Source organism: Serratia sp. J2 (assembly GCF_046269175.1).
In the GTDB taxonomy this organism is placed as follows: domain Bacteria; phylum Pseudomonadota; class Gammaproteobacteria; order Enterobacterales; family Enterobacteriaceae; genus Chania; species Chania fonticola_C.
The window spans coordinates 78,428-95,366 of record NZ_JBKABN010000015.1; the positions used below are offsets into that span (position 1 = coordinate 78,428).

General features: G+C 57.3%; 21 protein-coding genes. 10 read left to right on the forward strand and 11 right to left on the reverse strand.

Features of this window, described 5'->3' with window-relative positions:
- Positions 1–6 precede the first annotated feature (6 nt).
- From fliJ to sra, 10 genes are all read left to right on the forward strand, one after another.
- The gene (gene fliJ, locus ACKWMY_RS16370; RefSeq protein WP_024528889.1) at positions 7–453 is read left to right on the forward strand and encodes a flagellar export protein FliJ; all 447 of its coding nucleotides are present in this window, start codon (positions 7–9) and stop codon (positions 451–453) included.
- Positions 450–1,670: a flagellar hook-length control protein FliK gene (locus ACKWMY_RS16375; protein WP_409486621.1), complete on the forward strand. Its 1,221-nt coding sequence runs from the start codon at positions 450–452 to the stop codon at positions 1,668–1,670. Before fliJ ends, ACKWMY_RS16375 begins: the two co-directional genes overlap by 4 nt.
- Positions 1,671–1,805: 135 nt before the next feature.
- The gene (fliL, locus tag ACKWMY_RS16380) at positions 1,806–2,300 is read left to right on the forward strand and encodes a flagellar basal body-associated protein FliL (RefSeq protein ID WP_409486622.1); all 495 of its coding nucleotides are present in this window, start codon (positions 1,806–1,808) and stop codon (positions 2,298–2,300) included.
- 6 nt (positions 2,301–2,306) lie between these two features.
- Entirely contained in the window at positions 2,307–3,311 is a 1,005-nt protein-coding gene (gene fliM / locus ACKWMY_RS16385; protein WP_024528892.1) for a flagellar motor switch protein FliM, read from the forward strand.
- A complete protein-coding gene (fliN, locus tag ACKWMY_RS16390) occupies positions 3,304–3,717 on the forward strand; it encodes a flagellar motor switch protein FliN (RefSeq protein ID WP_021180953.1) in 414 nt (137 codons plus the stop codon). Before fliM ends, fliN begins: the two co-directional genes overlap by 8 nt.
- Entirely contained in the window at positions 3,717–4,121 is a 405-nt protein-coding gene (gene fliO / locus ACKWMY_RS16395) for a flagellar biosynthetic protein FliO (protein WP_409486623.1), read from the forward strand. Before fliN ends, fliO begins: the two co-directional genes overlap by 1 nt.
- On the forward strand, positions 4,118–4,873 hold the full coding sequence (fliP, locus tag ACKWMY_RS16400; RefSeq protein WP_199063348.1) for a flagellar type III secretion system pore protein FliP: 756 nt from the start codon (positions 4,118–4,120) through the stop codon (positions 4,871–4,873). Before fliO ends, fliP begins: the two co-directional genes overlap by 4 nt.
- A 209-nt stretch (positions 4,874–5,082) precedes the next feature.
- Complete coding sequence (fliQ, locus tag ACKWMY_RS16405; protein ID WP_021180950.1) at positions 5,083–5,352, forward strand: flagellar biosynthesis protein FliQ; 270 nt, start codon at positions 5,083–5,085, stop codon at positions 5,350–5,352.
- A gap of 2 nt (positions 5,353–5,354) precedes the next feature.
- The gene (gene fliR, locus ACKWMY_RS16410; protein WP_024528895.1) at positions 5,355–6,137 is read left to right on the forward strand and encodes a flagellar biosynthetic protein FliR; all 783 of its coding nucleotides are present in this window, start codon (positions 5,355–5,357) and stop codon (positions 6,135–6,137) included.
- Positions 6,138–6,428: 291 nt separating this feature from the next.
- A complete protein-coding gene (sra, locus tag ACKWMY_RS16415) occupies positions 6,429–6,554 on the forward strand; it encodes a stationary-phase-induced ribosome-associated protein (protein ID WP_098930689.1) in 126 nt (41 codons plus the stop codon).
- 225 nt (positions 6,555–6,779) lie between these two features.
- Here sra and flgL read toward each other — a convergent pair whose 3' ends face one another.
- The 11 genes from flgL to flgB form a co-directional block, all read right to left on the reverse strand.
- The gene (flgL, locus tag ACKWMY_RS16420) at positions 6,780–7,742 is read right to left on the reverse strand and encodes a flagellar hook-associated protein FlgL (RefSeq protein WP_024528896.1); all 963 of its coding nucleotides are present in this window, start codon (positions 7,740–7,742) and stop codon (positions 6,780–6,782) included.
- 61 nt (positions 7,743–7,803) lie between these two features.
- A complete protein-coding gene (flgK, locus tag ACKWMY_RS16425) occupies positions 7,804–9,456 on the reverse strand; it encodes a flagellar hook-associated protein FlgK (protein WP_024528897.1) in 1,653 nt (550 codons plus the stop codon).
- 141 nt (positions 9,457–9,597) lie between these two features.
- A complete protein-coding gene (gene flgJ, locus ACKWMY_RS16430; protein ID WP_074028529.1) occupies positions 9,598–10,539 on the reverse strand; it encodes a flagellar assembly peptidoglycan hydrolase FlgJ in 942 nt (313 codons plus the stop codon).
- A complete protein-coding gene (locus ACKWMY_RS16435; RefSeq protein ID WP_024528899.1) occupies positions 10,539–11,639 on the reverse strand; it encodes a flagellar basal body P-ring protein FlgI in 1,101 nt (366 codons plus the stop codon). Before ACKWMY_RS16435 ends, flgJ begins: the two co-directional genes overlap by 1 nt.
- Positions 11,640–11,649: 10 nt before the next feature.
- Complete coding sequence (locus ACKWMY_RS16440) at positions 11,650–12,303, reverse strand: flagellar basal body L-ring protein FlgH (protein ID WP_051363241.1); 654 nt, start codon at positions 12,301–12,303, stop codon at positions 11,650–11,652.
- Positions 12,304–12,428: 125 nt separating this feature from the next.
- Entirely contained in the window at positions 12,429–13,211 is a 783-nt protein-coding gene (gene flgG, locus ACKWMY_RS16445) for a flagellar basal-body rod protein FlgG (protein ID WP_021180943.1), read from the reverse strand.
- Positions 13,212–13,228: 17 nt separating this feature from the next.
- Positions 13,229–13,984 carry a flagellar basal body rod protein FlgF gene (locus ACKWMY_RS16450; protein WP_024528900.1) on the reverse strand — a complete coding sequence of 252 codons (756 nt, stop codon included), beginning with the start codon at positions 13,982–13,984 and terminating at the stop codon, positions 13,229–13,231.
- A 12-nt stretch (positions 13,985–13,996) separates the two neighbouring features.
- The gene (flgE, locus tag ACKWMY_RS16455) at positions 13,997–15,235 is read right to left on the reverse strand and encodes a flagellar hook protein FlgE (protein WP_409486624.1); all 1,239 of its coding nucleotides are present in this window, start codon (positions 15,233–15,235) and stop codon (positions 13,997–13,999) included.
- A gap of 79 nt (positions 15,236–15,314) precedes the next feature.
- On the reverse strand, positions 15,315–16,025 hold the full coding sequence (gene flgD, locus ACKWMY_RS16460) for a flagellar hook assembly protein FlgD (protein WP_024528902.1): 711 nt from the start codon (positions 16,023–16,025) through the stop codon (positions 15,315–15,317).
- A gap of 15 nt (positions 16,026–16,040) precedes the next feature.
- The gene (gene flgC, locus ACKWMY_RS16465; protein WP_021180939.1) at positions 16,041–16,445 is read right to left on the reverse strand and encodes a flagellar basal body rod protein FlgC; all 405 of its coding nucleotides are present in this window, start codon (positions 16,443–16,445) and stop codon (positions 16,041–16,043) included.
- A gap of 5 nt (positions 16,446–16,450) precedes the next feature.
- Complete coding sequence (flgB, locus tag ACKWMY_RS16470) at positions 16,451–16,864, reverse strand: flagellar basal body rod protein FlgB (RefSeq protein ID WP_409486625.1); 414 nt, start codon at positions 16,862–16,864, stop codon at positions 16,451–16,453.
- Positions 16,865–16,939: the final 75 nt, after the last annotated feature.

A 16,939-nucleotide genomic window follows, 5' to 3' on the forward strand; every position in this document is an offset into this window, starting at 1 on the left:
AGCACCATGAAACCACAGTCACCGCTGATTATCCTGCGCGATCTGGCGCAGGATGCCGTAGAACAGGCCGCACAGCACCTCGGTCAGGCACGTCAGGCGCAACAGGCGGCGGAACAACAGCTTGCCATGCTGCTCAACTACCAGGATGAGTATCGGCAAAAGCTGAACAACACCCTGTCTAGCGGCATGGGTTCCGCCAGTTGGCAAAACTACCAGCAGTTTATCGGCACGCTCGAGCAGGCCATCAGCCAGCACCGCCAGCAGTTGCTGCAGTGGAGCGAGAAGGTAGAACGGGCGGTCAAGCAGTGGCAGGACAAACAGCAGCGGCTGAACGCTTTTGAAACGCTCAACACCCGTGCCCTCAGCGCCGAGCTGGTGCTGGAAAACAAGCGTGACCAAAAACTGATGGATGAGTTCGCTCAACGCAGTTCACAAAGGAATCTAAACCCATGAATCTCAACGTTCTCTCTGGCTTGCCGGCGGCCGCTGACGGCACGGAGACTGGCCTTACCGCGCTGTCGTTGGATGATGCCGGGCTGTCTGCCAGCTTTGCTCAACTGCTCGGTGAACGCTTCGCGCCTGAAGGTCAACTGAAAGGCAAGCCGAACGTGGCACAGCTACTGGCCAAAGATCCACAACTCTCAACCCTCAGCCGCCAGCAGCTTAACCAACTGCTGACCTCGTTTAGCGATCGTGGCCGATTGCTGGCTGCCCCGCAGGATCTGAATACGGCAGACGATAACCAAACCCGGTTAACCAAGCGCGATGACGAACAGCCGTTGCACCCTGTCGATACTTTGGATGCGGCCAGTTTGCAGGCCCTGTTTGCCATGCTGCCTGCCGCCGTTGTGCAGCCGCTACCAGGAAATGGGGTAGCAACCGCCGCTGAGCCAAGCGGGGACGAAGCACCGCTGACGGGAGCTGCATCACTGTTAGCCACCCTGAGCGAAAAACCCGCATTATCCATTGCCAGCCTACCAGCGTCAAAATCGCAGCCGCACGCAGACGATAAATCCGCCTTGGCCGCCAAAACTGACGCAGCGGCGGTACTGTCTTCTCAGGCCGATGACAATCAGGATCGCGGCACCTCCCCACTGAAATTGATGGCCGAATCGGCGCAATCTTCTGCAACGCCACAGCACGCAGCCCCTGCACCAGTGTCCAGCCCGGTGATCGCCAGCCAACCTGTCAGCGCGACGGTAAGCGCACCGGCAACGCCACAGTTGAACGCTCAACTCGGCAGCCCTGAATGGCAGCAGGCGCTGAGTCAGCAGGTGCTGATGTTCCACCGCAACGGCCAACAGAGCGCCGAATTACGCCTGCATCCGCAGGAACTGGGTGCCTTGCAAATCACGCTGAAGCTCGACGATAACCAGGCCCAGTTGCATATCGCCTCGGCACACGGCCAGGTTCGTGCGGCGGTGGAAGCCGCGCTGCCCCATCTACGCCATGCGCTGGCGGAAAGTGGTATCAACCTTGGCCAGAGCAGCGTTGGCGGTGAGTCACTGCCGCAGCCGCAACAGTCACAGCAGCAAGCCTCTCACCAAGGCGGGCAGCCTTCTTACCGTGAACAGCACGGCAGCGCCGAAACCGGCGTTGAAGCCCTGAGCGCTCCAGCAGCGCTGCAGGCAATGGCTCGTTCGGTCGACGGCGTTGATATTTTCGCCTGACGGCGTGCAAACGCCCAAGCTGGCACGCTTTTCCCCGCCTATTCTGGCTATTGCAGCCTGGAATAAGCGGGATAATAGCTTTACATGTATTGCGTGCTGCCTATCTGCACGCAGAGAACAGGATTTGACTTGGTAATGTCTCAGAACTCCCTTCCAACAGCAGCAACAACAAAGAAACGTCCAATACTGGTGATCCTGCTGGTACTGATCGCCTTGGGCGCATGTGGTGCCGCAGGCTATAGCTGGTGGTTGATGCAGCAGCATAAGAACGGTCAACCCGCCGCCGAGGAAAAAAAGCAGCCGCCTCCGGCACCGGTGTTTATGCCGCTCGATACCTTTACCGTCAATCTGGTGACGCCGGATAACAATCTGGACCGCGTGCTGTATATCGGCCTGACGCTGCGCCTGCCAGATGAAGAAACACGCCGCCGGCTGAACGATTTTCTGCCGGAAGTGCGTAGCCGTCTGCTAATGCTGCTTTCACGGCAGGAAGCAAGCCAACTGGCCAACGAGCAAGGGAAACAGCAACTGGTGGCACAGATTAAAGACGTGCTCAGCCCACCGCTGGTAACGGGACAACCGAAGCAAGTGGTCAGCGATGTGCTGTTCACTGCCTTCATACTGCGGTAATTAACCATGGGCGACAATATTCTTTCACAGGCCGAGATCGACGCACTGCTCAATGGCGACAGCGCGGGGGATGAACCCGCCGCCGTCATCGGTAATGAAAGTGAGGTCAAACCTTACGATCCCACAACCCAACGCCGCGTGGTGCGTGAGCGCCTGCAAGCCCTGGAGATCATTAACGAGCGTTTTGCCCGTCAGTTTCGCATGGGGTTGTTTAACCTGTTACGCCGTAGCCCGGATATCACCGTCGGGGCGATCAAAATCCAGCCATACCATGAGTTTGCCCGCAACCTGCCAGTGCCGACCAACCTGAACCTGGTCCACCTGAATCCACTGCGCGGCACGGCGCTGTTTGTGTTTGCCCCCAGCCTGGTGTTTATCGCCGTGGATAACCTGTTCGGTGGCGATGGCCGTTTTCCTACCAAGGTGGAAGGCCGGGAATTTACGCCTACCGAACAGCGGGTGATCAAGCGCATGCTGCGCTTGGCGCTGGACGCCTACGGCGATGCCTGGAGCGCCATCTACAAGATCGATGTGGAATACGTACGTGCCGAAATGCAGGTCAAGTTCACCAATATCACCACCTCTCCCAACGATATCGTGGTAACCACGCCGTTCCAGGTGGAGATCGGGGCGCTGAGCGGTGAATTCAATATCTGTATTCCATTCGCCATGATCGAACCACTGCGCGAGTTGCTGACTAACCCACCGGTGGAGAACTCCCGCCAGGAAGACAGCCAGTGGCGAGAAACGCTGGTGAAACAGGTTCAGCATTCCGAACTTGAACTGATAGCCAACTTTGTCGATATCCCGATGCGCCTGTCGAAAGTGCTGAAACTGCAACCGGGCGACGTGTTACCGATCGATAAGCCGGAACGCCTGATCGCTCATGTTGACGGCGTCCCGGTATTGACCAGCCAATACGGCACTTTGAACGGGCAGTACGCCCTGCGTGTTGAACATTTGATTAACCCTATTTTGAATGCCCTGAGCGAGGAACGGCCCAATGAGTGATCCTAAACAACCGTCTGGCGAAGAGAAGGACTCCGTAGACGATCTGTGGGCTGATGCGTTTAACGAGCAACAGGCGACCGAAAAATCCGCCTCTACCGAAGGCGTATTCAAGTCGCTGGAAGCTCAGGATGCGTTGGGTAGCCTGCAAGATATCGATCTGATCCTGGATATTCCGGTCAAGCTGACCGTGGAGCTGGGCCGCACCAAGATGACCATTAAAGAACTGCTGCGCCTGTCGCAAGGCTCGGTGGTGGCGTTGGATGGTCTGGCCGGTGAACCATTGGACATCCTGATTAACGGCTATCTGATTGCCCAGGGCGAAGTGGTGGTGGTCGGCGACAAGTTCGGCGTACGCATCACCGATATCATCACACCTTCCGAGCGCATGCGCCGCCTGAGCCGCTGATGAACCCCAACGCCAGCGTGCAGACGCAAAGCACTCAGCAGCCCGTCGGTACGGCGCTGCCCACCGGCTCGGTATTGATGCAGGTCAGCAGCGCGCTGGGCGCTATTTTGTTGCTGATCCTGCTCGCTGGCTGGTTGTTTCGTCGGCTGGGCTTTGCTCCGCAGGCCCGTGGCAATCAAAAATTGCTCAACCTGCGGGCCAGTTGTCAGATTGGCCAACGCGAACGCGTGGTGGTGGTTGAAGTGGATAACACCTGGCTGGTGCTAGGCGTTACGGCTCAGCAAATCACCCCGTTGCACACTCTGCCCGCACCACCGGTACAGGAAGCAACCGACCATAAATCACCGGCAGATTTCCGCCAGCTAATGCAAAACGTATTAAAACGCCCGGATAAATCGGCATGAATCCATTCTCCCTCCGCCGGGCTTTTGGCCCGCTGCTGGCTGCTGGCCTGCTACTGCTCAGCCCTGCCGCTTTGGCACAGTTGCCGGGGCTGATTAGCCAACCTACGGCCAACGGCGGCCAAAGCTGGACGCTGCCGGTACAGACGCTGGTACTGATCACCTCACTCAGCTTCCTGCCCGCGATGCTGCTGATGATGACCAGCTTTACCCGCATCATCATCGTGCTGGGGCTGCTGCGTAACGCCCTCGGCACCCCGTCGGCACCCCCCAATCAGGTGATGCTGGGGCTGGCGCTGTTTCTGACCTTCTTTATCATGTCACCGGTGTTCGACAAGGTGTACCAGGATGCCTATCTGCCGTTCAGCCAGGACAAGATCAGCATGGAAGTGGCGATCGACAAAGGTTCGCAACCGCTGCGCGAGTTTATGCTGCGCCAGACGCGGGAAAGCGATCTCGCCCTGTATGCCAGGCTAGCTAACCTGCCCGCGTTGGAAGGCCCAGAGGCCGTCCCGATGCGTATTCTGTTGCCCGCCTATGTCACCAGTGAGCTGAAAACCGCCTTCCAGATTGGTTTTACCGTGTTTATTCCTTTCCTGATCATCGACCTGGTGGTGGCCAGCGTGCTGATGGCGCTGGGGATGATGATGGTGCCGCCCGCGACTATCTCGCTACCGTTCAAGCTGATGTTGTTTGTGCTGGTGGATGGTTGGCAGTTGCTGTTGGGTTCGCTGGCGCAGAGTTTTTATAGCTAGATCGGTGTTGACCCCTCGCCCTCACCCTAACCCTCTCCCCCAGGAGAGGGGACCGATCGAGCTTGCTGAAAATTTAGTTATCCATCTGAAAGAAAAGAATGACTAACAGCACAATATTCTTTCCGAAAGAGCACAGACTAGCCCCCTCTCCCTTTGGGAGAGGGTTGGGGTGAGGGGCAGAACGCAACCTCCCATATTGGAGAAAAGAGATGACACCTGAATCGGTAATGGCGCTGGGTACGGAAGCGATGAAAGTGGCGCTGGCGCTGGCCGCCCCGCTGCTGTTGGCCGCGCTGTTCAGCGGGCTGATCGTCAGCCTGTTGCAGGCCGCCACGCAAATTAACGAAATGACGCTGTCGTTCATTCCCAAAATTCTCTCCGTGGTCGCTACCCTGATCGTTGCCGGGCCGTGGATGCTTAACCTGCTGCTGGACTACATGCGCATGCTGTTCAGCAACCTGCCGAACCTGATCGGCTAACCATGCTGACCTTTGACAGCGCCCAACTCAGCGTCTGGCTCAGCCAGTTCTTCTGGCCTCTGCTACGCGTCCTGGCGCTGATTAGCACCGCCCCGCTGTTCAGTGAAAAGCAGATCTCCAAGCGGGTGAAAATCGGCCTGGGCGGTCTGATCGTTTTGCTGATCGCTCCCACTCTGCCCACCAGCAATATCCCCCTGTTTTCCGTCACCGGCCTGTGGCTGGCCGTGCAGCAGATCCTGATCGGCGTGGCGATCGGTTTGACGATGCAGTTCGCCTTTGCGGCGGTGCGCCTGGCGGGTGAGGTGATCGGCATGCAGATGGGGTTGTCCTTTGCCACCTTCTTCGATCCCTCCGGCGGCCCCAATACGCCGCTGTTGGCGCGCCTGCTGAACCTGCTGGCGATGCTATTGTTCCTAACCTTCGATGGTCACCTGTGGCTGATCTCGCTGTTAGCCGACAGCTTTCACACCCTTCCTATCCAGGCGCGGCCGCTGAACGGCAACGGTTTCCTGGCGCTGACCCAAGCGGGAACGCTGATCTTCATTAACGGTATGATGCTGGCGCTGCCGCTGATCTGCCTGCTGCTGACGCTGAACCTGGCGCTTGGCCTGCTCAACCGCGTTACCCCACAGCTTTCAGTGTTTGTGATCGGTTTCCCGGTCACATTAACCATCGGCATGTTGACCCTTGGCATGATGATGCCGATGCTGGCCCCCTTCTGCGAGCACCTGTTCGGTGAGTTTTTCGATCGACTGGCGGCGGTGATCGGCGGCATGACCCCTTAACGCTGAGGTTACCCGCGAGACAAACTAGCAGGGAAAGATATTTTCCGAGATAAAAAGTTGAAAAAGCGAAATTAACCAGATTTAGCGGCGATTATTCTGCCGGGCTTGAATAATAAAATACCCCCCTTAGAATGGCCTCATTAAATAAATCCCATGCCGTATAAAAAAGCGGTAAAAGACCATTAAATGGGTCACGTGATTTATTAACACTAACGGAACACCAAGAAAATAAAATAACCGCACCTTAGGGCGGCGGAATTTTATTTATCTCAATATAGCCAGGAGCATCAAATGAAAGCGAAAACTAACAGAAAAGCACGCAGAGCCTTGGGCATGGCGCATTGGACCACTAATCGCATTCAGATCACGGCGTCCGCCTGCGGAAAAATCTGGACCGTAGCCAAAAAGAAAAAATAATCTGTTTTTAATGCGTGACGTTAAAAATAGCATGATCGCTTATCCAGCCTGAATATCCTGACGATTCCCGCCGTTAAATCAGGCTGTGCAAAAACGGCACTGCGCTCTATATCCACGTTATAGGGCGCAGTGCCCTATAACCTGAATATAGACATTATCTAGAATTAATACCCTATGGATTTCAAGCTGCAGCGTTGTTACCTGCAGCTTGAAAAACGACGGGTATTATCGATTCATTTGAAATAGCGACATACCCTGCATATCGCTGAAGGTCTTATACGATGCCTGCAAGGCCGCCTGTTGCATGTAGTAAGACGAGATCGCCTCCACCACATCCGCCTCAACCAGCGCGGTCAGCTGATTTTTGTTAGCCGTATTGTTTTCGATACCGATGCTGTCCAGCACGTCCAACTCTTGCAGTTGAGTCCCCAGCACCGCGTTGGTGCTCAGCACGTTGTTATAGCTGTTATCCAGACCACGGGTTGCCTTATCGAGCGCCGCCGTCACCTGTGCGCGAGTAGCCTCATCGGCCCCTTGCAGCGGGGTTTTCAACGCTTTCAGCGCCGTGTCGATACTCTCGAACACGTTTGTCTCGGAAGCGCTGCCGTCCGGCTCCGGTTTGATATTGCTGGTCAGCGACATAAATATCGAGCTACCGGTGTGGCCCACGGTCATGGTGCGGTTGGCATCCACTTTCTGCTCAATGGCCGAGTTGCTGCCCTGATAAACCACCTTGCCGCCCTGCTCGACAAACGGGGCTTTGTCATTGGCAAAACCAGCAAAAATGAAACGGCCGTTACCGTCGGTACTGTTGGCCTGGCTGAGTAGCTGATCTTTCAGCCCCTGCAACTGGGTGGCCAAAGAGTCACGGTCATTATCGCTGAGCGTGCCGTCACCGGCGTTGACGATCAGCGTTTTCATGTCCTTGATGCCGTCGGCAGCGCTACGCAGTACGGTTTCTTCCATCGAGATATTCTGACGGGCAAAGGTGCGCGCCAGCGCGTACTGGCTGTTTTCTGACATCGACTGCGAGATCATCACCGCCTGTGACGCCGCTAACGGATCGTCCGAAGGGTAAAGCACGCGCTTGCCGCTGGAAAGCTGCTGCCCGGACTGCATCCACAGAGACTGATTATTGGTGACCCCCGACAGATTCTGCTGGTAGATCATGCTGGTGCTCATGCGCATGGGTTGGATTCCTCACTAAGGGCATCCGCAGCCGGTATCCCGGCTGCAGTTAACGGTAAAATCAACGAATATTCAGTATGGCGTCAAACAACGAGCTGGCGGTCTGGATCACCTGCGCATTGGCCATGTAATACTGTTGGAAACGCAGCAGTTCGCCATACTCTTCGTCCAGGTTAACCCCGGAGATGGACTGCTGTTGGGTTTGCAATTGGGTCACAATATTGGTTTGTGCGGTGGCGTTGACCTTGGCGGTAGCGGTCTGGTTACCCACGCTGCTGACCAATCCGGCATAGGCGCCGCTCAAGGTTGCTTTACCCTCCACCACTTTGGCGGTTTGCAGATCGAGCAGTTTCTTGACGTTGTCGTTATCACCCTTACCGCCATCTTCCGTTCCTGCGGCTGCAAACTTGGCCGAGTCGCTGATCGCGACCTTCAGGGTTCCGGCCACATCGCTAACCGGCTTCACGGTAAAGCTGTCATTCTTTTGCGCGTTGCCCGTCACGCCGACCTGCAGGCCATCAAAGCTCAGCGTCGGTTTGCCATCCGCATCAGTGCCTGCGGTGGCAGGCACTTTGACGTTGTCGGACAGGCGCGTAACCTGCCAGTTGGCACCGTCAAACTCCATGCGGTAGTCGCTGGCCTTGACCTTGCTGGTATCGGTAAAGGAGACCGACAGCGAGGCATTGCCGGTGTTGTTGGTATTGTTGACCGTACGCCCACCCGAGAAGCTGAAGAAATCTTCCCCCGGATCGCCGTTGATATCAAAGCCTTCGCGATGCTGCTGGTTAAAGCTATCGGCCAGCGCCAGGGCCAATTGCCCCAACTGGTTACGTGCGCCGTCCAGTGATTCACTGCGGAACTTCAGCACGCCGCTGACGCTGCCGCTACCAATCTGACTTTCCGGAATTTCGCTAGCGCCATTGCCGCGATCGTAACCCAGCGTCAGGCGGGACGGGTCTTTGCTGGAAGGCATCGCCGTCACCTGATAGGAGGAGTTGCCTTGCACCAGCGTCAAGCCGTTGGCGAAGGTCACGGTATAGGCATCACCGTCCTGCTGAGTGACCTGAACGCCGACCACTTTGTTAAGCTCTGTCACCAACTGATCGCGCTGATCCAGCAAGGCGTTCGGCTCGCTGCCGCCGCTGCTGGCCCGCACCTGGGTGATTTCGTTATTCAAACGGGCGATCTGCTGGCTGTAAGTATTGATCTGGTTGGCGCTGTCGCTCAGTTGCTGATTGACGCCCGCATCCATATCGCGCAGATATTTATCCGCATTGTTGAACTGATTCACCAGGCCGTTGGCCTTGCCTAACACGGTCTGACGGGCTGCGTCATCCCCGGCATTGCTGACAACGTTTTGCAGGTTTTTAAAGAAGTCTTCCATCCCCGATGCCAGGGTGTTGGTTTTGGACGCCAGCAGGTTGTCAATCTGGGAGACTTTTTCGAAGTAGCTGCTCTGGGCCGAAGCTTCGCTTTGCGCTCCGCGCAGCTGGGTCATGATGAACTGGTTATACTCGCGATTGACCGTAGTCACGGTGGCTCCGTTGCCGATAAATCCGTTCATGGTACCCAGGCCGCCGTTTTGCGCCAGGATCGCGGTCTGGCGGTTATAGCCCGCCACGTTGTAGTTGGAAATGTTATTACTGACGGTGCTGAGCGCAACCTGCGCCGCATTCAGGCCACTCATCGCGGTATTGATTAAGCTGTTGGACATAGAGGTTCCTTATGCTGCGGTGCCAGCGGCCCACAGAGGTCAAAAATTGTGCCGGGCGTTGCCATCCAGCCTGTTTGGGTTATCGGCCATCTGACGGCAAACTTGAGTAAAAAAATGGGCGCTGCATGCAGCGCCCGACAGCTAAAACAGATCCTGCAAATCGTGGGTATAGGCTTTGGTTACCTGCTCCCCGGCGTTTTTCATCTGCTGGATCATGCTGACCAGCTTTTTGGCATACAGCGGATCGGTCGCATAACCGGCCTTTTGCAGCGCATGTGCCGCCTGCTCGGGGCTGCTGGCACTGGCAACGTTGGCGTAACGCGGGTTGTTGGTCAGCAATTTGACGTAATCCCCAATCGCTTCCATATAAGAGCCATACACGCGGAAGCGTGCCTTGACCTTCTTCGCCACCCCTTCCTCGAACTCGGTAGTGGTGATCTCCGTCACCGGGCCATCCCAACTGCTACCGGCCTTGATACCAAACAGGTTATAACTGCGTGAGCCATCCGCCGCCGGGATCTCGCGTTGCCCCCAGCCAGACTCCAGCGCAGCCTGCGCCACAATCAACTGGTGCGGAATACCGCTTTGCTGGCTGGCAACCCGTGCCGGAATGGACAACTGCGCCACAAAGTTGCCGTTGCTCAACGGCAAGGGAGGCGCCGAAGGTATTTTGGGCACTGCCCGGCGGACCATCTGCTCCAATGCCTGACGCGGCAAGGTCTGTAACACCTCGTTGTCCAGCGCCATCGGCACCGTCCCTGCGGTTTCGCTTGGGCGGCTGTTTCCGGCGGAGAGCTGCTTGACCATCATGTCCGCCAGCCCCAGGCCTTTCTGCGACATCTGTTGGGCGATTTGCTGATCGTACATCGAGGTATACAGCCGCGTCTGGTCGCTGCTCAACACACCATCCTGCGGCAATGCCGCACGCATGCTTTTCAGCATCATCTGCACGAACATACCTTCCACCTGCTGGGCCACCTGCTTGATATTGCCCTGCGGATCGGCGGCAACATCGCGCTTCAAGCCGTTTAGCGACTGGGTGTCATAGGCAGCGCCCGACATGGCCATCAGATCGCTGCTCATCAGATAATTTCCAGTTTGGCACGCAGGCAACCAGCGCTCTGCATTGCCTGCAAGATAGACATCAGGTCGATCGGCGTCGCCCCCAGCGCATTCAACGCGCGAACCACGTTATTGAGGTTGGCACTGGCGTTCACTTTTTGCAGTGAACCTCCCTGCTGCTGCACGGAAATCTGGGTATTCGGCGTCACCACGGTCTGGCCACCGCCGAATGGCGTATCCGGCTGGCTGACGGTGTTTTGCCGATCGACCACCACCGACAGGTTCCCTTGTGCCACCGCGCAGGAGTCCAGTACCACATCGCGGTTCATTACCACCGAACCGGTCCGGGAGTTGATGATCACTTTGGCATCCATCGCCCCAACGTTAATGCTGATATTCTGAATATCCGCCAGGAAGCGCACTTGCGAACTATTGCCGCGCGGCACCAATACCTGCACGGTACGGGAATCGAGCGGAGAGGCGGTGCCACCGCCGCGCTGGCGGTTGATGGCGTCGCTGATCTGTTGTGCCAGGGTGAAATCATCGTCGTTCAGTTGCAGGTTGATCACGCCATCCTGGCCGAAGGTGGTCGGCAATTCGCGTTCGATGGAAGCGCCGTTGCTGATACGGCCACCGGCCAACTGATTGACCTGCACGCTGCTGCCCCCGGAGGACGCACCGGCCCCGCCGACCAGCACGTTACCCTGTGCCAACGCATAGACCTGATTATCAACACCTTTCAGCGGTGTCATCAGCAGTGTCCCGCCACGCAGGCTTTTGGCGTTACCCATTGAGGACACCACCACGTCGATATTCTGCCCCGCACGGGAGAACGGCGGCAGCTTGGCGGTTACCATCACCGCCGCCACGTTTTTTAACTGCATGTTGGTGCCTGGCGGCACGGTGATCCCCAGCTGCGACAGCATGTTACTCAGGCTCTGGGTGGTAAACGGGGTTTGCATGGTCTGGTCGCCAGAGCCGTCCAATCCCACGACAAGGCCGTAGCCAATCAACGCGTTGTCACGTACGCCCTGTACCGTCACCAGATCGCGGATGCGTTCCGCCGTCGCGGGCAGGCAAACCAGCATCATGGACAGTGTGAGAAGAAACTTTTTCAGCATCGGTCAATCCTTAGAACGGTGAAACATTTAAGAAGAAGCGCTGTAGCCACCCCATGGTCTGCGCTTCATTGATATAGCCGTTGCCGACGTATTCAATGCGTGCATCCGCCACCTGGGTGGACGTGACCGAGTTATTGCCACTGATGGTGCGGGGGTTAACCACACCGGAGAAACGGATGAATTCGGTGCCCTGATTGATGGCAATTTGCTTTTCGCCCACCACGTGCAGGTTGCCGTTGGCCAAGACCTGATTGACCGTGACGGTAATGGTGCCGTTAAAGGTGTTGTTGGCGTTCGCCCCCCCCTTGCCGCCGAAGGTGCTGTCGCCGGAGATATCCATGTCGGCTCGCGCGTTACCAAGCAGCCCTTCGAGGTATCGCGGTGAAGTGGCTACGCCAAATTTGCTGGCCCCATTGCGGCTGGCGTTGGCGGATGAACTCTTGCTGGCACTGACGTTTTCTTGCAGCACGATGGTCAGGGTGTCGCCGATATTACGCGGGCGACGATCTTCAAACAGCGGCTGATAGCCGTAGTTCATCGGCTGTACCGTCTGGAAAATCGAACCGTTCGGCACCGGAGCGCCTGCCGGAGCGGGCTGAGCCGTGGTAGCTCCGTCAACCAGGGGGGTATGCGGAATATAGGCACAGCCGCCGACTGTCAGCATCAGCAGCCCGGCCAGGACGCGTTTGCCTTGCTGCGGCACGCTGGCCGCTAAAAAGGTGGTTACCACGGGTATCGCCTTTGTTGCTCAGGATAAGGATTACGGGCGCAGCCTGCTGCGCCCGTCGATTACAGTTGCGTCAGCTTTTGCAGCATCTGGTCAGACGTTGATACCGCTTTGCTGTTGATCTCATAGGCACGCTGGGTCTGGATCATGTTGACCAACTCTTCCGCCACGTTGACGTTAGAGGTTTCAACATAACCCTGATACAACAGGCCTGCCCCGTTTAGGCCAGGGGTACTTTCGTTAGGTGCACCGGAGCTTTCGGTTTCCTGGTACAGGTTTTCACCCATGCTTTCCAGGCCGCTATCGTTGATAAAGGTGGTCAACGTCAGTTGCCCGACCTGCTGCGCCGCCGTCTGGCCCTGCTGGGTCACGCTGACGATGCCATCACGGCCCACGGTAATGCTCAGGGCGTTGGCCGGAATGGTGATCGCCGGTTGCACCTGAAAACCACTGGCGGTCACCAACTGGCCATTCTGATCGATCTGGAATGAACCATCGCGGGTATAGGCCTGAGTGCCATCCGGTAACACCACCTGGAAGAAGCCCTGCCCCTTGATCGCCACGTCTTTGCTGTTGTTGGTCTGCGACAGATTGCCCTGGCTGTGGATGCGCTCGGTCGCCACCGGACGTACGCCGGTACCAATCTGCAAACCGGAAGGCAGCGTGGTCTGCTCGGAAGACTGAGCTCCGGGCTGACGCATGGTCTGGTACAGCAGATCTTCAAACACCGCACGCTGGCGTTTAAACCCGTTGGTACTGACGTTCGCCAGGTTGTTGGCGATCACGTCCATATTGGTCTGCTGCGCATCCAGACCGGTTTTGGCAATCCATAAGGATGGGATCATGATTTATTCCTCTGCACTCAGCTCATTGACAGCAATGAGTTGGCGCGCTGTGCGTTTTCATCCACGCTGTGGATGACCTTCATTTGCATTTCGAACCGGCGAGCGTTGGCGATCATATCCACCATTGTCTCCAGCGGTTTGACGTTGCTGCCCTCCAACACTCCCGGCATGATCCGCACTTCGGGATCGTTCGGTAGTTGGTTGCCACGCTGCTGCTGAGCCTCGGCAGTCAGATGGAACAGGCCGTCGTCCCCGCGCACCACTTCCCGCGCATCGGCCTTCACCAGCTTCAAGCGGCCAATCTGGGAAATGGTGTTTGGCGGATCGCCCGGATTTAACGCCGAGATGGTGCCGTCCGCCGCCAGCGTCAGTTCTGCCTGCGGCGGGGCTTCGATCGGCCCGCCATCACCCATCAGCGGCACGCCCTGCACCATCAACTGCCCGGTGGAAGAGATCTGGATGCTGCCGTTACGGCTGTAAGCTTCAGTGCCGTCCGGCAGCCTTAGCGCCAGAAACCCGTCCTGCTGCAATGCCACATCCAGTGGCCGCCCGGTGTAGTTCAGCGGCCCTTGGCTCATGTCTGCCCCAGGCGTCGAAGCTGCCACCAGCGTACGGGTCTGCATGCTTGGCCCATCAACCGGCACTGCACGCAGTGCCGAAAGCTGTGCGCGGAACCCCGGCGTGGAGGCATTGGCCAGGTTGTTGGCCGTGACCGACTGCTGCTCCAGCGTCTGCCGGGCTCCACCCATCGCGGTATAAATCGCGTGATCCATAAATCAATCCTATTAGCGCAGGCTGACCAGCGTTTGCAGGATCGAATCCTGGGTTTTGATGGTTTGCGCGTTTGATTGGTAGTTACGCTGTGCGACGATCATGTTTACCAGTTCCTGACTCAGATCGACGTTGGAAGACTCCAGCGCTCCGCTGGTCAGTGAACCGAAACCGCCACCGCCCGCCAGGCCTACACGTGGCTGACCTGAAGCACCGGTCTCCTTCCAGACGTTATCACCCTGTGAGGCCAGCCCTTCCGGGTTGGAGAAGTTGGTCAACACGATCTGCCCCAGCAATTGGGTCTGCTGGTTGTTGTATACCCCGACCACGGTGCCGTCTTTGTTGATCTGGAAGCCCTGGTATTCCCCGGTGGCATAGCCGTCCTGGGAAATCTTGCTGACAGAGTCACTACCAACGTTCTGTTGCAGGCTACCGGCAAAGCTCAGGTTAAAGTTTTGCGCCAGCGCGCCGTCTTTAGCCGACATTGGCACGACCAGGTTGAATGGCGTGGCGCTTGGTGTGCCATCTGGCTTCAGCGTCCCGGTCAGCGTACCGCTGTTGTCAAAGTTCAGGCTGCCCGCTTTGGCAGACGGAGCACCTGTCACGCTGCCGTCCTGGGTATAAACGTCCCACTTGTTATCAGCTGTTTTAACAAAGTAGGCGTTGATGTTGTGTGCATTGCCCAGGGTGTCGTAGGTGGTAATGGTGTTGACGCAGTTAAACGAGTCGGTCTTGTTGGGATCGAAAGGCGTCACCGCCGGTGGCTTATGGGTCGATTTCAGGTTGGCCACCATATTGCCGCTGGTGCTGGCTTTGGCGTTCATCATGCCTTCAGGGATGCTCAGCGGTACCGGATCGGCCCCCTGCTGGATGGTTGGCGGCGAACCAGCCGCCGGGTAGCCGGTCAGGCTCAACCCTTGCATGTTGGTGATGTTGCGGTTGGCATCCATGATGAACTGCCCATTACGCGTATAGAAGATGCCGCCATCGGCGTCTTGCATACGGAAGAAGCCGTTCTGGCTGATGGCGATATCCATTGCCCGGTTGGTGTTGGTGGTAGTACCGCCGTTGAAGTTCTGGGTGATCCCCGCCACTTTCACCCCCAGCCCGACCTGCGAGCCAGCAAACATATCGGCAAAGGATACGCTGCCGGATTTAAAGCCATAGGTGGCGGAGTTGGCGATGTTGTTACCAATCACATCCAGGTTGGTTGCAGCCGCGTTTAAACCGCTGACCGCTTGAGAAAAAGCCATGTCGTTCTCCGAAATAGGTCATTTAAAAAGGTGTCTTCAGGATCGAGCGATCCATTGCCGACGTGGAAAATCACTGCGTTTAGTTTGACGAACCCAGTTTGGACAGGATCAGGCGCACGTCATCCAGCGTTGAGGTCCCCGCCACGCCCAGATCCAGTTTTGCCCCATCCGTACCGCGCGTGACGCCGTTAACCATGGCGAAACGCAGTGGCTGCGCCACCAACTGCTCACCACCGTTTTTGGCGTTGATCGCCACGGTGTAAGAGCCATCGGGCGCATTGGTGCCATCCTCCAGCGAACCGTCCCAGGAGAAGGAGTGCACACCGGCGGTCAGCCCGCCCAGATCGATGGTGCGTACCACTTTGCCGGTGGCATCGCTGATGGTCGCCGTGACCGCATCGGCGGTGCGTTCCAGCTCGATGCCAAACGGCGTGGTGCTGACCTTGCCAGCGTCATTCCCCACCAGAATCTCCTTGCCCGGCACCATCACACCGTGGCCAATCAGCGAACTGGCCTGGATTGACTGGTTGCCGCTGATCTGGCCGGAGATCGACCCCAGCGTGGTGTTGAGCTTCTCGATCCCGCTGACCGTATTGATCTGGGCCAGTTGGGTCGTCAGTTCGTTGTTTTGCATCGGGTTGGTGGGGTCCTGGTTTTTCAACTGGGCCACCAACAGCGTCAGGAAATTGTTGCTCAGATCCTGGCTGGTATTGCCATTCGCACCGCTTTTGGCGCCGGTACCGGCAATGCTGTTGTCGAGTGATTCATTGGTGGTGGCGGCAATGGCCATAAATAAAAGCTCCGGTTACTGACCCAGCGTCAGGGTTTTCATCAACATGGATTTGGTGGTATTCAACACTTCGACGTTGGCCTGATAGCTGCGCGAGGCCGAGATGGTGTTGACCATTTCCCCTACAACATCGACGTTGGGCATCCGCACGTAGCCTTTGGCATCCGCCAGCGGGTTGCCCGGCTGAAACACCAAGCGCTCCGGCGAGGGGTCGTCTACTACCTGCGCAACGCGCACGCCACCGGTCGACTGGCCTGGTGCCGCCGCGACCTCAAACACCACCTGTTTGGCCCGATAAGGCTGGCCATCCGGGCCGGTGGCGCTGTCGGCGTTGGCCATATTGCTGGCGCTGACGTTCAGACGTTGGGATTGTGCGGACAGGGCCGAACCGGAAATATCAAAAATATTCAATAACGACATGGAAATTATCCTCCTTGCAGCACGGACATCATGCCTTTGATCTGGCCGTTCAACAGCGTCAGGTCGGTTTGATATTTCAGGCTGTTATCAGCAAAGTTGGTGCGCTCACGGTCCATATCCACCGTGTTGCCATCCAGGGAAGGCTGATCCGGTACGCGGAACAGAAGATCCAGCGACGGTGGCTGCATATTCTGCGCCGGGATATGGCGAGCCGAGGTCAGGCTCAGCGCAACGCCGCTGCTGTTGACGCGCCCCTGTTCCATGACCTTGTTCAGTTGGCTGGCGAAATCGATATCACGAGCCTGATAGCCCGGCGTATCTGCGTTGGCGATGTTGGCCGCCAGGATTTCCTGCCGCTGGGCGCGCAGGTTCAGCGCCTCCTGGCCAAAACGCAGAGCAGCGTCCAATTTGTCGAGCATGCTCCCTCCGCGAGGTTAGAATTTGGAGCCGACAGCATAAACGCCCTACCTGTCAGCCTATCGTGGGAATAAGGG

Bases quoted from the DNA above. Each gene is read 5' to 3' on its own strand.
- fliP (WP_199063348.1), top strand. From the start codon at position 4,118: ATGAATCCATTCTCCCTCCGCCGGGCTTTTGGCCCGCTGCTGGCTGCT.
- ACKWMY_RS16440 (WP_051363241.1), bottom strand. From the start codon at position 12,303: ATGCTGACAGTCGGCGGCTGTGCCTATATTCCGCATACCCCCCTGGTT.
- flgC (WP_021180939.1), bottom strand. From the start codon at position 16,445: ATGTCGTTATTGAATATTTTTGATATTTCCGGTTCGGCCCTGTCCGCA.
- flgL (WP_024528896.1), bottom strand. From the start codon at position 7,742: ATGCGCATGAGCACCAGCATGATCTACCAGCAGAATCTGTCGGGGGTC.
- flgG (WP_021180943.1), bottom strand. From the start codon at position 13,211: ATGATCCCATCCTTATGGATTGCCAAAACCGGTCTGGATGCGCAGCAG.
- fliM (WP_024528892.1), top strand. From the start codon at position 2,307: ATGGGCGACAATATTCTTTCACAGGCCGAGATCGACGCACTGCTCAAT.
- flgK (WP_024528897.1), bottom strand. From the start codon at position 9,456: ATGTCCAACAGCTTAATCAATACCGCGATGAGTGGCCTGAATGCGGCG.
- fliN (WP_021180953.1), top strand. From the start codon at position 3,304: ATGAGTGATCCTAAACAACCGTCTGGCGAAGAGAAGGACTCCGTAGAC.
- fliL (WP_409486622.1), top strand. From the start codon at position 1,806: ATGTCTCAGAACTCCCTTCCAACAGCAGCAACAACAAAGAAACGTCCA.
- fliO (WP_409486623.1), top strand. From the start codon at position 3,717: ATGAACCCCAACGCCAGCGTGCAGACGCAAAGCACTCAGCAGCCCGTC.
- flgJ (WP_074028529.1), bottom strand. From the start codon at position 10,539: ATGAGCAGCGATCTGATGGCCATGTCGGGCGCTGCCTATGACACCCAG.
- ACKWMY_RS16375 (WP_409486621.1), top strand. From the start codon at position 450: ATGAATCTCAACGTTCTCTCTGGCTTGCCGGCGGCCGCTGACGGCACG.
- sra (WP_098930689.1), top strand. From the start codon at position 6,429: ATGAAAGCGAAAACTAACAGAAAAGCACGCAGAGCCTTGGGCATGGCG.
- flgD (WP_024528902.1), bottom strand. From the start codon at position 16,025: ATGGCCATTGCCGCCACCACCAATGAATCACTCGACAACAGCATTGCC.
- fliR (WP_024528895.1), top strand. From the start codon at position 5,355: ATGCTGACCTTTGACAGCGCCCAACTCAGCGTCTGGCTCAGCCAGTTC.
- flgE (WP_409486624.1), bottom strand. From the start codon at position 15,235: ATGGCTTTTTCTCAAGCGGTCAGCGGTTTAAACGCGGCTGCAACCAAC.
- flgB (WP_409486625.1), bottom strand. From the start codon at position 16,864: ATGCTCGACAAATTGGACGCTGCTCTGCGTTTTGGCCAGGAGGCGCTG.
- ACKWMY_RS16435 (WP_024528899.1), bottom strand. From the start codon at position 11,639: ATGCTGAAAAAGTTTCTTCTCACACTGTCCATGATGCTGGTTTGCCTG.
- ACKWMY_RS16450 (WP_024528900.1), bottom strand. From the start codon at position 13,984: ATGGATCACGCGATTTATACCGCGATGGGTGGAGCCCGGCAGACGCTG.
- fliJ (WP_024528889.1), top strand. From the start codon at position 7: ATGAAACCACAGTCACCGCTGATTATCCTGCGCGATCTGGCGCAGGAT.
- fliQ (WP_021180950.1), top strand. From the start codon at position 5,083: ATGACACCTGAATCGGTAATGGCGCTGGGTACGGAAGCGATGAAAGTG.